The 15,014-nt window shown below is 45.3% G+C and carries 17 protein-coding genes and 2 pseudogenes; 11 read left to right on the top strand and 8 right to left on the bottom strand.

Going from position 1 to position 15,014, the window contains the following annotated elements; translation table 11 throughout:
• The 6 genes from N5P32_RS02460 to N5P32_RS02435 all read left to right on the top strand — a co-directional run.
• A partial coding sequence (locus N5P32_RS02460) for a PAS domain-containing protein (RefSeq protein ID WP_265727608.1) occupies window positions 1-815 on the top strand: 815 nt, incomplete at its 5' end.
• Window positions 816-855: 40 nt separating this feature from the next.
• Complete coding sequence (locus N5P32_RS02455; protein WP_265727607.1) at window positions 856-1,485, top strand: sensor histidine kinase; 630 nt, start codon at window positions 856-858, stop codon at window positions 1,483-1,485.
• Window positions 1,478-1,903 (top strand): response regulator, encoded by a 426-nt coding sequence (locus N5P32_RS02450; RefSeq protein WP_265727606.1) that lies wholly within the window; start codon window positions 1,478-1,480, stop codon window positions 1,901-1,903. The genes N5P32_RS02455 and N5P32_RS02450 overlap by 8 nt, the downstream gene beginning before the upstream one ends.
• The gene (locus N5P32_RS02445; RefSeq protein ID WP_265727605.1) at window positions 1,881-3,125 is read left to right on the top strand and encodes a diguanylate cyclase domain-containing protein; all 1,245 of its coding nucleotides are present in this window, start codon (window positions 1,881-1,883) and stop codon (window positions 3,123-3,125) included. The genes N5P32_RS02450 and N5P32_RS02445 overlap by 23 nt, the downstream gene beginning before the upstream one ends.
• On the top strand, window positions 3,073-3,633 hold the full coding sequence (locus tag N5P32_RS02440) for an EAL domain-containing protein (protein ID WP_265727604.1): 561 nt from the start codon (window positions 3,073-3,075) through the stop codon (window positions 3,631-3,633). The genes N5P32_RS02445 and N5P32_RS02440 overlap by 53 nt, the downstream gene beginning before the upstream one ends.
• Before the next feature lie 278 nt (window positions 3,634-3,911).
• Window positions 3,912-5,195, top strand: a complete 1,284-nt coding sequence (locus N5P32_RS02435; protein WP_265727603.1) for a 2-hydroxycarboxylate transporter family protein — start codon at window positions 3,912-3,914, stop codon at window positions 5,193-5,195.
• A gap of 163 nt (window positions 5,196-5,358) precedes the next feature.
• Here the strand turns inward: N5P32_RS02435 and N5P32_RS02430 are convergent, their stop codons facing one another.
• Window positions 5,359-6,720, bottom strand: coding sequence for a Na+/H+ antiporter NhaC family protein (locus N5P32_RS02430; protein ID WP_265727602.1), 1,362 nt, complete (start codon window positions 6,718-6,720; stop codon window positions 5,359-5,361).
• A 348-nt stretch (window positions 6,721-7,068) separates the two neighbouring features.
• Here N5P32_RS02430 and N5P32_RS02425 point away from each other — a divergent pair, with 348 nt between their 5' ends.
• Genes N5P32_RS02425 through N5P32_RS02415 form a run of 3 tightly spaced genes read left to right on the top strand, consistent with a single transcriptional unit; the run spans window position 7,069 to window position 9,803 of the window.
• Window positions 7,069-8,667, top strand: a complete 1,599-nt coding sequence (locus N5P32_RS02425) for an ATP-binding protein (protein WP_265727601.1) — start codon at window positions 7,069-7,071, stop codon at window positions 8,665-8,667.
• The gene (locus N5P32_RS02420) at window positions 8,664-9,347 is read left to right on the top strand and encodes a response regulator (RefSeq protein ID WP_265727600.1); all 684 of its coding nucleotides are present in this window, start codon (window positions 8,664-8,666) and stop codon (window positions 9,345-9,347) included. The genes N5P32_RS02425 and N5P32_RS02420 overlap by 4 nt, the downstream gene beginning before the upstream one ends.
• 6 nt (window positions 9,348-9,353) lie before the next feature.
• Window positions 9,354-9,803, top strand: a complete 450-nt coding sequence (locus N5P32_RS02415; protein WP_265727599.1) for a nucleoside-diphosphate sugar epimerase/dehydratase — start codon at window positions 9,354-9,356, stop codon at window positions 9,801-9,803.
• Between the two features lie 66 nt (window positions 9,804-9,869).
• Here the strand turns inward: N5P32_RS02415 and N5P32_RS02410 are convergent, their stop codons facing one another.
• From N5P32_RS02410 to N5P32_RS02385, 6 genes and pseudogenes are all read right to left on the bottom strand, one after another.
• Complete coding sequence (locus N5P32_RS02410; protein ID WP_265727598.1) at window positions 9,870-10,328, bottom strand: hypothetical protein; 459 nt, start codon at window positions 10,326-10,328, stop codon at window positions 9,870-9,872.
• A 107-nt stretch (window positions 10,329-10,435) separates the two neighbouring features.
• A pseudogene (gene lhgO, locus N5P32_RS02405) lies at window positions 10,436-11,658 on the bottom strand (L-2-hydroxyglutarate oxidase).
• 146 nt (window positions 11,659-11,804) lie between these two features.
• Window positions 11,805-12,248 carry a hypothetical protein gene (locus N5P32_RS02400; RefSeq protein ID WP_265727609.1) on the bottom strand — a complete coding sequence of 148 codons (444 nt, stop codon included), beginning with the start codon at window positions 12,246-12,248 and terminating at the stop codon, window positions 11,805-11,807.
• A gap of 39 nt (window positions 12,249-12,287) precedes the next feature.
• Window positions 12,288-12,761, bottom strand: a pseudogene (locus tag N5P32_RS02395) (DODA-type extradiol aromatic ring-opening family dioxygenase); the annotation flags it as partial.
• Window positions 12,728-12,919 carry a hypothetical protein gene (locus N5P32_RS02390; RefSeq protein ID WP_265727610.1) on the bottom strand — a complete coding sequence of 64 codons (192 nt, stop codon included), beginning with the start codon at window positions 12,917-12,919 and terminating at the stop codon, window positions 12,728-12,730. The pseudogene N5P32_RS02395 and the gene N5P32_RS02390, both read right to left, overlap by 34 nt.
• Window positions 12,879-13,052 carry a hypothetical protein gene (locus tag N5P32_RS02385; RefSeq protein WP_265727597.1) on the bottom strand — a complete coding sequence of 58 codons (174 nt, stop codon included), beginning with the start codon at window positions 13,050-13,052 and terminating at the stop codon, window positions 12,879-12,881. Before N5P32_RS02385 ends, N5P32_RS02390 begins: the two co-directional genes overlap by 41 nt.
• A 98-nt stretch (window positions 13,053-13,150) precedes the next feature.
• Here N5P32_RS02385 and N5P32_RS02380 point away from each other — a divergent pair, with 98 nt between their 5' ends.
• Window positions 13,151-13,552, top strand: coding sequence for a LysR family transcriptional regulator (locus N5P32_RS02380; protein ID WP_265727596.1), 402 nt, complete (start codon window positions 13,151-13,153; stop codon window positions 13,550-13,552).
• A complete protein-coding gene (locus tag N5P32_RS02375; protein ID WP_265727595.1) occupies window positions 13,549-14,073 on the top strand; it encodes a LysR substrate-binding domain-containing protein in 525 nt (174 codons plus the stop codon). Before N5P32_RS02380 ends, N5P32_RS02375 begins: the two co-directional genes overlap by 4 nt.
• Window positions 14,074-14,141: 68 nt before the next feature.
• Here N5P32_RS02375 and sucD read toward each other — a convergent pair whose 3' ends face one another.
• A complete protein-coding gene (gene sucD, locus N5P32_RS02370) occupies window positions 14,142-15,014 on the bottom strand; it encodes a succinate--CoA ligase subunit alpha (RefSeq protein WP_265727594.1) in 873 nt (290 codons plus the stop codon).

The raw sequence follows: 15,014 nt of genomic DNA, 5'->3' as shown, positions 1-15,014 counted from the left end.
TGATGGATCATACTGAAGACGCTTATCATGCTCCTGATAAGCCATTAATACACAGTGATTTTCTGCAACAGTTGGTTGTCTGTCTGCCAATGGGCGCCATGGTGGTGAATACTGAAGCCCGCATACTGTTTGTCAATGATTCTCTTGTGGATATTCTTGGCTATTCTTCCGATGAATTACTGAATGCAGACATCGACATGCTGCTGCCAATCTCGTTTCGAGAAAACCATAAAAATCTCATGCAGCAATTCTTTAAGAACCCCAGGAAACGCCAAATGGGGGTGGGCCAGTCGTTGTTTGCTCGCAAAAAAGACGGTGGGCACATTCCGATTGAAATTGGACTAAACCCCATAGAGCAAGATGGCCAGACGTTTGTATTGGCCACCTTAATTGACCTAACCACACGGCAACGAGCGAGCGACATGTTCCAACGCTCGATTCAAAGTGCGCCCCATGGGGTGTTGGTGGTCAGTTCAGAAGGCACCATTCGTTTGACCAATGAAGCCCTGTGTCAGTGTTTCGGCTATCAATCTGAAGCACTCATTGACCAGCCTCTCGACATGCTGTTACCTGAGCGCTATCGAAAACATCACGATCAGTTGCGCGATTCTTTTCATCAAAACCCAACACCCCGCATGATGGGCGTGGGTCGAGATCTCACCGCATTACACAAAGACGGCCGAGAGTTTCCCGTTGAGATTGGTCTAAGCCCTTTGCCGATGAAGAAGGCAATGAAATGGTGTTGGTGTCTTTGCTGGATATCACTCTACGCAAACGCATGGAGCAAGAGTTACGTGAAACCAATACCAATTTAGAAGAATTTACCTACGTTGCTTCACACGACTTACGCTCCCTTTGCGCGGCATAGCCGATTTATTAGACTGGGTAAAAGAAGATTTAGGCCCAGATGCGTTGCCCGATGTGTCTCGGAATTTAGACCGTATAGAAGTGCGAATTCAGCGTATGGAGCAATTAATCGATAACTTACTGACCTACGCCAGAGCAGGGAAAATCGAGTCCAATACCCAAGACATCAACATCAACACCTTGCTAGACAATGTGATGGAATTGCTGGCCATACCGGCGGGGGTCACCATCACCCGAGACATTCAACTGGAACAATTTACCTCAGTATGGACGCCGTTAGAAACGGTGATCCGTAATTTGATCAGTAACGCGATCAAACATCACGACCAAGAAACAGGAAACCTGTTTATTCGCTGTGTTGCCGAGAACAATATGTGTCATTTTTCCATCTGTGACGATGGCCCTGGCATTCCCGAAGCGGCGTTTTCGCGTATTTTTCGGTTATTTCAAACGGTCACATCGAACGAACGAAGCGGCACTGGCATAGGACTTTCAGTCAGTCGGCGATTAGTCGAAACCCATGGAGGGCGGATTAGTGTGGAGTCGAACCAGCATCAAAGAGGCGTGACATTTCATGTTTGGTGGCCACGCTTTTTAAGGAAAGATACCCATGATTAATACGTTAAATGTGCTTATTGTAGAAGATGACGATGTCGCGGCAGAGTCTATTACACGTAGCCTAAAAAAATTCGCACCCGATATTTGCCTAGTGTACGCAGAGCATGGCAAAACGGCGATTGAGATACTTGAAAAGCGACATCCTACGCGCACGCTTCATCCTCCGTATCTGGTGCTGTTGGATTTGAATATGCCCGTCATGAACGGGTTTGAATTTTTAGAATACGTGCGAGATGACGCAACCCTGCAAGACACGGTGATTTTTATTCTTACTACGTCCAATGACGATAATGACAGATCACGAGCCTATGACAATAACGTTGCTGGTTATATGGTCAAATCCTCTGTGGGCCCCCAATTTGCCAAATTAGCCGTACTGATGGATGCGTATCGAAATGCTGTTGAACCAAACTGTTGAGTCTGGAGAAACTGTTGAATCTGGAGAAGCTATGGATGCCATACAAGCGTATGAGGGAACTTCGCTCAATCTGTTGATTGTTGACGATGATGACGTCGATCGTGAGCGTCTTCGCAGAATGCTGTCCAAATCAGACATTCAAACGCGCGTGTCTGAAGCCGCATCAGTGGAAGACTCTTTGGTGTATTTAAGCCGTGACGATTATGACTGCGTCATTATTGATTATCGATTGGGACTGAGCTCTGGATTAACCCTGCTAGACAATATTCGCACCACCATGAACAACCATTGCGCGGTGATTATGATCACCGGCTTAGGCGATGAAGAAGTGGCTGCCGAAGCGATGCGACTCGGCGCGAGTGACTATTTATTAAAAAGTCAGCTCCAAAGCTCACAGCTGATCCATGCCATCGTAAATTCCATTCATCGAGCGGAGCTAGAAAAAAAGCTCCATGATATGGCCCACTACGATAATCTAACCGGATTGGCCAGCCGTCCTTTACTTCTGGAAAACTTACAATCGACTGTGACAAACAATGAAGCGGCTGCCGTTGCCTTTTTGGATCTAGACAATTTTAAACCCGTTAATGACAATTACGGTCACGATACGGGTGACTATGTGTTAGTGACCATCGCAAACCGCCTGAAACAAATACTCCGCAAAAGTGACACATTGTCACGCATTGGCGGCGATGAATTTGTTTTGCTGCTGCGTGGCATATCGAATCAAAGAGAGTGCAATCGTTTTTTAACGCGCCTAATTCATTTGATCAATACTCCCATTGAATTACCTGAATTTGACTGTCAGGTACAAGTCTCTGCGAGCATTGGTGTCACTTTAGTCACAGACAACTGTTTAGATGCCGACACAATATTACGTCGTGCTGACCAAACCATGTACCAAGCAAAACACGCGGGTAATAATAAAATTCTTTTCTTCGACCCAGAAGAAGAGAAGCGTCAATACGACCGAAGAGCCATGCTCCAAGCCGCTGAGCGAGGCATTGAATGCAACGAATTTGAACTCTATTACCAGCCTCAAATAGACATGATCAACCATCGTATTATCGGGGCGGAAGCACTGATTAGATGGAACCACCCTACTTTGGGGTTCTTGCATCCAATGGAGTTTAGGGAAGCATTGGAGCACCCAAGTACGGGCGTTTTGATTGAGCGAATGGGTTTTAAAAGAAGCGCTCAAACAACATGCTGCTTGGAATAAAAAAGACCTTGTTGTCAGCGTGAACATAGCGCCAGCACACCTTTTGAGTAAGCGTTTCTTCCAGCGGCTTGCTTTACTGCTAAAAAACGCCCCAGATGTCCCACCAGAATCACTGGAAATAGAAATCCTTGAGACGGTTTCGGTCAGTGACATAGACAGCGCGGTCGAGGTTGTGAAAGTCTGTCAGCAACTTGGCGTCCATGTTGCCTTAGACGATTTTGGAACGGGTTACGCATCGCTAAGTTATTTAAAACAGCTGCCACTGAATACATTAAAAATGGACAAGAGTTTTGTTCTAAACTTGTTAACCAATCCTGAAGATCGTGCGATTATTGCGTGTATCGTCGAGCTGAGTAAGACATTTGGGTACAAACTTATTGCCGAAGGCGTAGAGTCTCAGGAGCTTGAACAAGCACTGATCGGCATAGGTTGTCAGTTTGGACAAGGGTATTTTATCGCAAAACCCATGTCCGCAGACGCAATGAGCAGCTGGATGATATCGCATTAAACACGCTTTCTTTTTTCTAGCCATTGCGTTTCGTTCTGAGCGATTAACGCTCCTTTTCACCACTTGGCACCTCCTATTGTGGGTGCCATTTTCTCTTTTTTACGACAGGCAAATAGCGACAAAATATGCGCCCCACTGTGTAAAACATGGCAGATAAACACGTTACAAAAAGTTTCAAAACCTCTTTTTAGTTTCATTAAGGTCAAAGTAACTTCCGCTTAGAAAGAAGGTTGGTAGACTGCGGCGCAATCAAAACAAGCAAAAAAAGAGAGTCCACAATGATCACTAACGATGTTATGACAGTGCAAGACCAACGCGCTAGCAAAATCATATTGGCAATCGCCGCTATCACAATTGTATTGGCCACGTTCGCAGGCAAGATGCCAAGCGGTATGATTGGTGCTTTGGGTATTATGGTTATTATCGGTTTTGTTCTTAACTATATTGGAGACAGAACACCGATTATCAACCAGTTCTTCGGTGGCGGTGCCATCGTGGTGATTTTCGGCTCCGCTTACCTTTTTCACAGCGGTTTGTTTCCTTCTAGTGCAGAAAGCAATGTCACCACTTTCATGAAAAGCGGCGGCTTCTTAGCGTTTTATGTAGCAAGTCTTGTGACTGGCTCTATTTTTGGTATGGACACCAAAACGCTGAAAAAAGCGGCGCTAAAATACATTCCCGTTATTCTTGGTTCGGCTTTTTTTGCTTGTATCTTTACGGGCTTAGTTGGCATGCTCGTTAGCAAAGATTTTTACGACTCTGTCATGCTAATTGCGTTACCTATCATGGGTGGCGGTATGGGCGCTGGCGCTGTGCCTTTAGTAGAAATCATGTCTGGCAAAACAGGCATGAGCGCAGAAACATTGATGTCACAAATGGTTCCAGCACTGGCAATTGGTAACGCGATCGCCATCGTGATGGCAGGCTTGCTTAACAAGGTTGGTCAAATGGCGCCAAGCTTAACTGGTAATGGTCAATTGATTCGTGGTCAAAAGTCGGTTTCGGAAGAAGATCAAAAAGCATCAGCATTAAGCGTCACCACTTTGGGTGTGGGCGCATTGCTTGCTGTAAGCATGTATTTCCTTGGCACGTTATTGTCAAACTACATCAGCATGCACACCTACGCCTTGATGATTCTTTCTATTGCACTCATCAAAGTATCCGGCATCATGCCTGCGGCGCTAGAACAGGCTGCCCACTCTTGGTATAAGTTTGTGGTTGGCAACCTAACACCGGCTCTTTTAGTTGGTATTGGCGTGGCTTACACTGACCTAAACCAGATTTTGAATGCCTTGTCTCCAATGTATTTCTTGTTGGTGCTTATCACTGTTCTTGGCGCTGTATTTGGTGCCGGTTTGATTGGCTGGTTGATGGGCTTCTACCCTATTGAAGCGGCTATCACTGGCGGTCTTTGTATGGCGAACATGGGCGGTACTGGCGATGTGGCGGTTCTTGCGGCAAGTAAACGCATGGAACTGATGCCGTTCGCACAAATTTCTTCACGTATTGGTGGAGCCTTCATGTTGATACTGGCGACGCTAGTGGTTCAAGCTATCGCGTAACTTACTGAGCGTATTGATTACGCTACTAAAATTATTACGTTGCTAAAAAAAGAAGCCCTCATGAGTGAGCGGCTTCTTTTTTTACATCTGAAATCAAGGCATAAAAGACGAAAAACAGTTTAAGCCTCAGCCATTTCTTCAATGTATCTTCTTTCTTCATTAGTTATAAAGAATAACCCAGCACGATAAAAATACTGAAACTCACCACCGCACCAATAGCGGTATAAGGTAACTGCGTGAGGGCATGCGACATAGGAGAGCAGCCCGCTCCTTGCGCAGCGAGTACCGTAGAGTCACTAAAGAAGCAGGCATGGCTACCAAAAGAAGAAGCAGACAATAACGCCCCTATGACTAACGCCATATTAGCGTCCACACTCAGTGCAATGGGCACGACAATAGGAATCGCAATAATAAAAGACCCCCAACTGGATGCTGTTCCAAAGACAACCGCCGCCATTACGAGAAACACCAACGCAGGCATCAATTCAGCGGTCATAAAAGGCGACACCACTTCCACAAGATACTGTGTCATTCCCAACTGGTCATTCACAGACTTCAACATAAACCCAGCAATGACGGTTGAAAGTGGGTATAGCATTACTTTAAAGCCTTCAAAAATCCCTTTAAATTGCTCTTCTAATGTCAACAACCCTTGTAAGTAATACATAGCGACAGTAATAGCCAACGTCACTATAACGCCTCTTAACAAATCGATATCATAGTAGACGGTCGCCGCAATAAGAATGATCATCGGCAGAATAAAGTTGAGCATGCCAACAAAGTTGCTTGTTTGCTTACGGTCATTCGAAGGCGCGGCTTCCATATTATCGCCATCATAATCGTCCGGTAAGGGCTGGCCGGACAAGGCTCTGGCTTCTGCTTTTTTCATTGGACCAAAATTACCAACCACGCCCAAAGCGACCAAAAACACCAATACAAGAGCCACCCAGCCATAGACCATAAAAGGAATCGCTGAAATATAAACGCTTAACCCCGCACCATCCGCCGCTAGGCCGTTTTCTTCTAATAAACCAGAGAAGAATACAGCCCATGTCGATACCGGTACCAAAATACACATTGGTGCGGCGGTGGAATCGATAATGTATGCCAATTTTTCACGCGATACCTTGTAGTGATCGGTGACTTTTTTAACCGATGACGACACAGCCAAGCAGTTAAGGTAATCGTCTATAAACACCACCAAGCCAATGAAAAAAGTGGTGAGAAGAGACTGTCTACGAGATGTAATCTTGCCTTTTAGCCAATCGCTGAAATTACCTAAACAGCCACTTTTCTCTAAAAGAACAATCAATCCGCCCATCAAACCGCAGACAAGAACAATCCAAATAATAGTTTCGTTGCCCATTACTGTCGACAAGGAATCCGATAGAGACGACACCACATTGCTGTTATCGATCATGATCAAACCGGCGATCACACCAGTAAGCAACGATTCAAAAGGCGCGCGAGAAATGATCGCAATAGCAAGCACAAACAAAGTGGGAAACAGTGCTTTCGCCCCCAACTTTCACCCGTTTCATGCGTGGCTGAGAGAGACCAAAAGAAGCCAATTGTGGCGAGTGTGACCATAACCGATAAATACAGCGACCGTTTCGGACGGATGGTCGTCAACACTCGAATAACTTGTTCCATCAGGAATTCCTTACATTTAGTATATTTTTTATAAGATATTGAAAATACGCCTAAATGCAGTGACATTGATATATCCCCTGAGGGTTACCCCCAAGGGAATATCACTCTGGATTAATCTCGACATCACCGACGAAATTGCCCTACACCCGCCCTTCTTGTTTAGCCACTGTGACGTATGTTGTATACTCGCGTTTCTTCTAAGATGAATCATGACTCGCAAATGACCCTAAAGTCTTACCTCGCATTAATCACCGTTTCTACGATTACCATTATCATTGTGGCGGTTGCTTTGGTATTCGGCTACTCATTGCAAAAGGCGTATTTAGAAGGCATCAGTAAACGCGGACTTGAGCTTGCCAGAGTCATTGCTCATGATGAAAAAGTCATTAATGCGGTCAACGTCAGTAATAGCGGACGATACAGCTCTCTTGAGGAGCATATCGAAACACTTCGCCGACAAACAGACGCTTCGTATATCGTTGTGGTTAACCAGCACGCTATACGACTCAGCCACCCTAATGCTGACCTAGTGGGCAAAACCTTTATTGGGGATGACATTTACCCATCGCTGACCAAAGGGGTCGATTTTACCAGCGTTGCAAGTGGTTCACTCGGAGAGGCCATTCGAAATTTCACCCCTATAAAAGACAACAACATAGTGATTGGCGCCATCAGCGTCGGGTATTTATCTCAAACTACCAGTGAATTGATCTATCAACATCTGCAAGAAGCAGGCTTGTTGATGGTATTCGTTTATTTACTTGGGGTAATCATTGCCGTTATTTTGATCGCCAAATTGAAACGAACCTTTCTGTCTTTTGAACCCGAAGAAATTGTTCAACGCTTCAAAGAACATGAACTCATTTTAGACAGCATCCGTGACGGCATTGTGGCGATTGATCACGAACAGAACATCACCGCCATCAACAGCATGGCGCTGGAATGGCTAACTATGAATGTGGTGAGCCCATCACAAGTTATTAAAAAGCCATTGAGCGAACAGTCACAAAGCCTTTCGCACTTTGTTTTAGAGGCAAAAGGACAAATAACGCAAAACCGCTTTCATTTGGGCAAACTGGAGTTCATGGCCACACTCTATCCGATCAAAAGCACCAAAGGCGACGTAGGTTATGTCATCGTTTTCTTCCCTGATCATGGTGAAAAATCACTGGAACAAGAACTCACTGCCACCAAAAACTACGCCGATCTATTGCGCGCTAAAACTCACGAGTATTCCAACCGCTTAAACGTGCTATCTGGCATGTTACAGGCGGAACGCTATAGCGATGCCATTGAATTTTTACAACAAGAAAGCGATGGTGATCAAGCGGCACTGAGGCGCATAATCAGGACCATCGAAAACAGCGCTGTAGCAGGTCTGATTTTCGCAAAACACAGTAAAGCAAGAGATTTACAAGTCGAGATGTTACTAGAAAGCGATTGTCAGCTTGGGCAATACCCCGCCAGTACAAATGATGCATTGGTCACCCTAGTAGGTAATTTGATCGACAATGCTCTGCTGGCAGCGTGGTCAAACAGACAGCAGGTTCCTCCTTTTGTTAAGCTGTACATAAGCGACCGTAATGCGCACATTATGATTCAAATAGAAGACAGTGGCGCAGGTGTTGACGAAAAACTGGAAAGCCGCATTTTGGATTTTGGCGTCAGCAGCAAACACAACACAGAACAACATGGCATCGGGCTGTATTTGGTCAAAAAAATCGTTGACCAATACCATGGCAGCCTAGATTGGGAGCGCAGTGAAACGGACACGACTGTGTTTAGTATTTATTTAGACAAACGAGCACTCACCAGATGAATCGTATCCCTGTAATGATTGTGGAAGATGATCTACGTGCTAGCTATGTATTAGAAAGTACCATCAACCAGCATTCCGATTTTTACGTCGTGGCGGCTTGCGAAAGCATTGTCGAAGCCGAATTAAAAGCAGAAGCGTTCGAACCAGAGCTGATCATGGTCGACATCTCGCTCCCTGATGGCAATGGCATCGACCTCATTAAATCCCTGAAGCAACATGGGCGACACGCCTCTTTTATCATGACCACGGCGGAGCGAGAAACCGCAACCATCGAAACCGCCATCCAACTTGGTGTGATGGATTACCTTGTAAAGCCCATTCGAATGTCTCGTGTGTTGCAAGCGCTTGACGATTATCTGGACTTTAAAAAGCGTCTCACTAAGACGCAAAAAATTGACCAACAAGACATCGATGCTCTTTTTCGCAAAAGCGTCATTGCCGACCACACTCGAAAAACACCTAAAGGCATTGACGAAAATACCTTGGAAAAGCTCAACCAGTATTTACACACCATCAATGATGAGTCTTTCACGGCCGAAGAGATCGGAGACGCGATTCACCTCAGTCGCATTACTGCCAGACGTTATCTGGAATATTTAGAAGCCCAAGGACAGGTTTCCATGACCTTGGATTATAAAACGGGCGGCAGACCAAAACAGCGCTACACAAAAACGATTTAATTCAGCATGATAAACACACTTTTTGCGCTCTTATTGACTTGGTTTCGCCCAACACCATCGCCGGTAAAGGTCATTTTTATCGGCATAGATTACGGCTGCTTTTCCTTAGCAGCCGCCTTACTCGACAATAAAAAAACGCCCCTTCCGACGATTGAAATTAGCGCATTTATCGACGATGAGCCATGGAACAACAGAACCCTCGTGCATGGGGTGACGGTGTATTCACCCAGCGAAATCTCAGCACTTGTTCGAAAACACAAGGTGTCGCTGATTGTTCAAATCGAAGACGAATCGATATACATTGCAGACAATATTTGGGAAGGGGTATTGAACACCAAAGTCGAAGTCATCACGCTAACACCGGACCAAACATTGGCAGACAGGCAAGCCGCCATTTACAAGGCGAGTATAAAACACGCGGATAACATAAAGACCACCAGCAAAAAAGACCGTTAAACCAAGGAAGAGTTGCCTTAGCTTAACGGTCTGATATTCCAATTCAGATAGACGGCCAGTCAACCATTAATAAGTACGGCCAAGGGCTAGCTGCTGAGTAGACATGCTCATTGCTGTCTCTAATGATTGCATAGAGGGCATCGCCGTCACTTGGAGTTGATCACCATAAATATCTTTTGGTAGTGACATATCGTTGCGTTGCGCCATCACGGATTTGAACGCTTCCACATCCACTGAATCTGGACCATTTTTAATCGTATTCATCTCGTCTTGAGTAAGAGTGGCTATGCCTCCACCGGGCAAATAGATGGTTCCTGTTATGAAGTCGACACCAAAGGCAACAACACCTGGGACAAAGAAAAATAGCAGGCCTATCGCGTCTAATGCGGCAACGCCAACATCGATCTGACCATTCGTTTGGCCACGACGCTCCGGATAAAGCAACGTACCACAGGCGGTTACTTGGGTGATTAGCAGCGCCGCTACCACCCCTTTAGTGATGCGAGTAACGCCTCTATTTTTCATAAAAACCATCTTCTACTCTCCTTATTTGTGATGACTGTCTTATCACTTTAGCTTGAACAAGCGTCAGAATACAAACCACGTCATGTTTGTTCCACAATGCTTGCGGACTAAATAGACGTAATCTGCTCATCCAGTTTGTCAACAATGTATTCACCAATTGGGAAGGCACTGGTGGCGGCCGGTGAGGGAGCATTGCAAACGTGCAACGTCCTCGCACTTTGGGCAAATAGGAAATCGTGTACCAGACTACCATCGTTCATGACGGCTTGCGCTCTAATACCAGCTGGATACGGTTGTAAATCGTCTAAGGTAACAAGATCACAATATTTTCTGACCTGTGCCAAATAGCCGGGCTTTATACCAAGAATTTTTCGTTTCCGTTAACCCCGTTTTCCAATGATTTCGTAATAGCTTCCAAAAGCCAGGAAAACGAACCATGTCAAAAATATCACGGAAATTAATATTGATACGGCCATACCCTTCCCTTTTCCAGCCTTGTACTGCATTGGGACCCACCGTAACAGACCCATCAATCATGCGCGTAAGATGCACGCCTCAGAAAGGGTAAGTCGGGATCGGGAATCGGATAAATAAGATGATTCACAATCTTGTTGTGCTTTGAAGGTAAGCGGTAATACTCACCCCGAAACGGGATGATTTGAAAATCAGTCGGGATATTAAGCATTTTCGTTAAACGATCCGCCATCAGACCACCACAACTCACCAAATAGGAGGTGCTCACGACATCATTATTTAACGTGATGCCAACACGTTCATTGCTCTCGTCTAGCGCAACCACCTCGGTACTTAGCCGTAATTCACCGCCTTTACTGATAAAAAGCTCCGCGAGCTTTTCGCAGATGCGTCGGTAGTTAACAATGCCGGTAGAAGGCACAAACAACGCCGCCACGCCCTTAACATTGGGCTCGCGTTCTTTTAACTGACCCTGATCCAGCTTATGCACTTCTAAATTGTTCTCTTGGCAACGCTGAAACAACACTTCCATGCGAGTGTGCTCTATGTCGTTGGTGGCCACCAGCAACTTACCACACTCATCGAAATCAATATTATGCTGAAGACAAAAGGCTTTTGTGGCTTGCGCACCGCGTTGGCAAAAATCGGCTTTTAGACTCCCCGGTGCATAATACACGCCCGCATGAATAACACCGGAGTTATGGCCTGTCTGATGTGTGCCGACTTCGGCTTCTTTTTCCACCAGTAAAATACGGTATGTGGGATATCGTTGAAGCAATTGCCACGCTGTCGACAAACCCACAATTCCAGCTCCAATCACGGTAATATCAAAGTGTGTCGTTTGTTCGTTTGCCATAATAGCCTCTTATATTTTTTTTGTATTATGGCACGCTACGGAACAAAAAAAACCAGAGCGAGAGGACTCGTTCTGGTTTTAATATAGATTGATCACGGTTTACTTTGCTTCAGTGTTTGTCCAAAAGTCCCATACTGTAGCGTCGGTTACTTTTTACCCACTGAATACTGCATCGATACTTTTCGGCTCGCTTGAAATTGCGCCATCGTTTCTCCACGCATACTGGCATAGATTTCTGGGTTCGATTTACCCATTACCGCCGATAGTTTTTCTAAACCAAAAAATATAGCACCGTATTGAATCATTTCGATCCATTTAAGCTCTCGCACCATGTCTTTTTCTTCCTTCGTCAACTGACATTCCGTCATCAGTTCTTCTTTTTCAGACAAAAAACGCTCACGATGCAATGGGTCAGAAAGGTTACGTAAAAACAGGTTCAATCGATACGCTTTATGACTTCTTTCTAAGGTGAATGGGTAGGTGCCTTGCAGTTTCTCCAAACCGTCTAATTGATGGGTCAGTTGCGTATCTTCAACAACAGGCTCAACGGATTCTGTGTCTTCATAAATCACCGTAGCGATGTTTGTCATAGACGGCAAATACGTACTGCGATGAACAGGCTTCACCTTATCAGACAATGCCCCGCGCATAATCAGCCACATGATGACTTCAGCACCTTCAAAGCCCCCTTTAGTCGCGTATTCAGCATGCGTTAATTTCGTTAAGGCGTCTGGGTTTGTTTCTAAAGCGTCCAGAAATTCATTGTCCCATGCTTCGTCGTTAAAGCCACAACGCTCTCCATGAACCTGATGCGACAACCCCCGTTGCCACAATAGCCACACGCATATTCTCATCGGGAAAACTTTGAATGGCTTTGCGGAGCGCTTTACCAAATTGGTAACAACGTTTTGCCGTTGGTGCAGGAAACTGCAATACACCAACCTGCAATGGAACGACCGTACCCTTCCACGCTGCACCGTCTTTTTCTGGTGCTATCATTGAAAATGGAGAAAAAAGCCGTGATCTAATGGCTTTTTCTGGAAAGTAGCCAAGTCAAACTCTGCGTTCATCATAGATTGTGCAATATGACGCGATAAGGCCACATGGCCAGAAGCTGGCGGATAGTCTCGAGCACCACCACCTCGTCTGCGGTCTGATAAGAATCATCCACACCTAAGGTAAATGGCGAATAATGATCAAAGAAGAACGACGTAATGTGATCATTGAAAATAAGGAACAACACATTTACTTTTTTGATCATGCACCCAATTTTGCAGTACAGAAAAGTCATCAAAGATCGGCTTCCAAGCCGCGTCGCTGCCTTTATTTGTGTCTTTTGCAAACGCAATCGTGGGCGAATGGGAAGCACCGATGCCGCCAATAATTTTAGCCATTCTTTTTTCCTATATTTTTATAATTACTAGATATGAAAAGAGAATACTCATAAACTAAAAAAACAACAATCTGGCAAATTAAAACCAATCGTTTCCTTATGAAAACAATATATTCAAATCTACAGCGCAACCTCAGTGACATTCCCGCTTTCGTGCAAGTGGTTGAAACCAAAAGCATGTCGCTGGCCGCCATTCAGCTTGGGGTATCCAAATCCACCATCAGTAAATCCATTACCCGTCTGGAGGAAACACTCAAACTTCGATTGCTTGAAAGAAATTCTAGGAATATTTGGGTGACTGCTGAGGGGCAAACACTGTACCGCCATGCTTGTCAGATACTGCAGCTTGTTAATGAGACAGACTCAGCCATTACAGGTTTGCAATCAGAGCCTACCGGAAGAGTGAGGGTAGCCATGCCAATGGCGTTTTGCCGAGAGTTACTGGCACCTAATCTGAGTACATTTCAAAAAGCTTACCCAAAATACAGCTCGACATTATGATGAACGGGCACTCGTTGGATATTTTTCATTACGAAATCGATATAGCCGTGATAGTTGGTGAGCTTGAAAACTCCGAATTGATTGCAATGCCCTTGTATTCAGGAACTTTAAAATGGGTCACAACACCGACTTATTTGGCTCAACAGGATACCCCCATCACACTGGACACCTTAACAAACCACATTCGCCTCTGCGAAACTCGCTACGGCATTGATCGCTTTCCTGTTCATCAGAACACTCAAAGAAGCCACCTAGACTTGCAGACCAATATTTCACACTGCAATGATCCACTCACAGTGCGAGAGGCACTGCTAACTGGCGGAGGCGTGTCACTTCTCCCTGAACAATACTGTCTGAAACATCTTCAAACGGGGCAATTGGTTGAGATTCTACAAGACATTCAACCGGAAACAGGGGCGGCCAAACTCACGGCACTGTACCCGAGCCGAAAAAATAGATCTCAGCGCGTCGATGTGGTTCTGAAATTTCTAAAAGAGCTTTGCCAGTCACTAGGCACATAGATTATTCCATGCAAAAAAATCCCTGCCTTAGCAGGGATTTTTAGAATCAGTTGCCTGAAAGCACTAACTTACCAGCCAGTGATTTCTTTAAGAGCGGCACCGATGTCTGCCAAAGAACGTACGGTTTTAACACCAGCGTCTTCTAGAGCAGCAAATTTTTCATCAGCTGTACCTTTACCACCAGAGATGATCGCGCCAGCGTGACCCATACGCTTACCAGCAGGTGCCGTAACACCAGCAATGTAAGACACAACAGGCTTAGTTACGTTTGCTTTGATGTAAGCAGCCGCTTCTTCTTCCGCTGTACCACCGATTTCACCGATCATTACAATCGCTTCAGTCTGTGGATCGTTTTGGAACATTTCCAATACGTCGATGAAGTTAGTACCAGGAATTGGGTCACCACCGATGCCTACGCAAGTAGATTGGCCAAAGCCAGCATCAGTCGTTTGCTTAACCGCTTCATAAGTCAACGTACCAGAACGAGATACGATACCTACTTTACCTGGCAAGTGAATGTGACCAGGCATGATACCGATCTTACATTCACCTGGTGTGATTACACCTGGGCAGTTAGGACCGATTAGGCGTACGCCCAAGCTGTCACAAGCCACTTTACAGTCAAGCATGTCTAGAGTTGGAACGCCTTCAGTGATACAAACGATTAGTTTGATGCCTGAGTTAGCCGCTTCAAGAATAGAGTCTTTAACGAAAGGTGCTGGAACGTAGATAACAGATGCTTCAGCACCCGTTTGTTCAACAGCTTCTTTCACTGTGTTAAAAACAGGAAGGCCAAGGTGAGTTTGACCACCTTTACCAGGTGTTACACCGCCAACCATTTTCGTTCCGTAAGCAATCGCTTGCTCAGAGTGGAAAGTACCTTGGCCGCCAGTAAAACCCTGACAGATTACTTTAGTATCTTTGTTAATTAAAACAGACAT

This window comes from Marinomonas pontica, from assembly GCF_026191375.1.
Taxonomy (GTDB): Bacteria; Pseudomonadota; Gammaproteobacteria; order Pseudomonadales; family Marinomonadaceae; genus Marinomonas; species Marinomonas pontica.
Note: the sequence above shows the minus strand (reverse complement) of the source record. Positions and strands in the feature narration are given on the sequence as shown.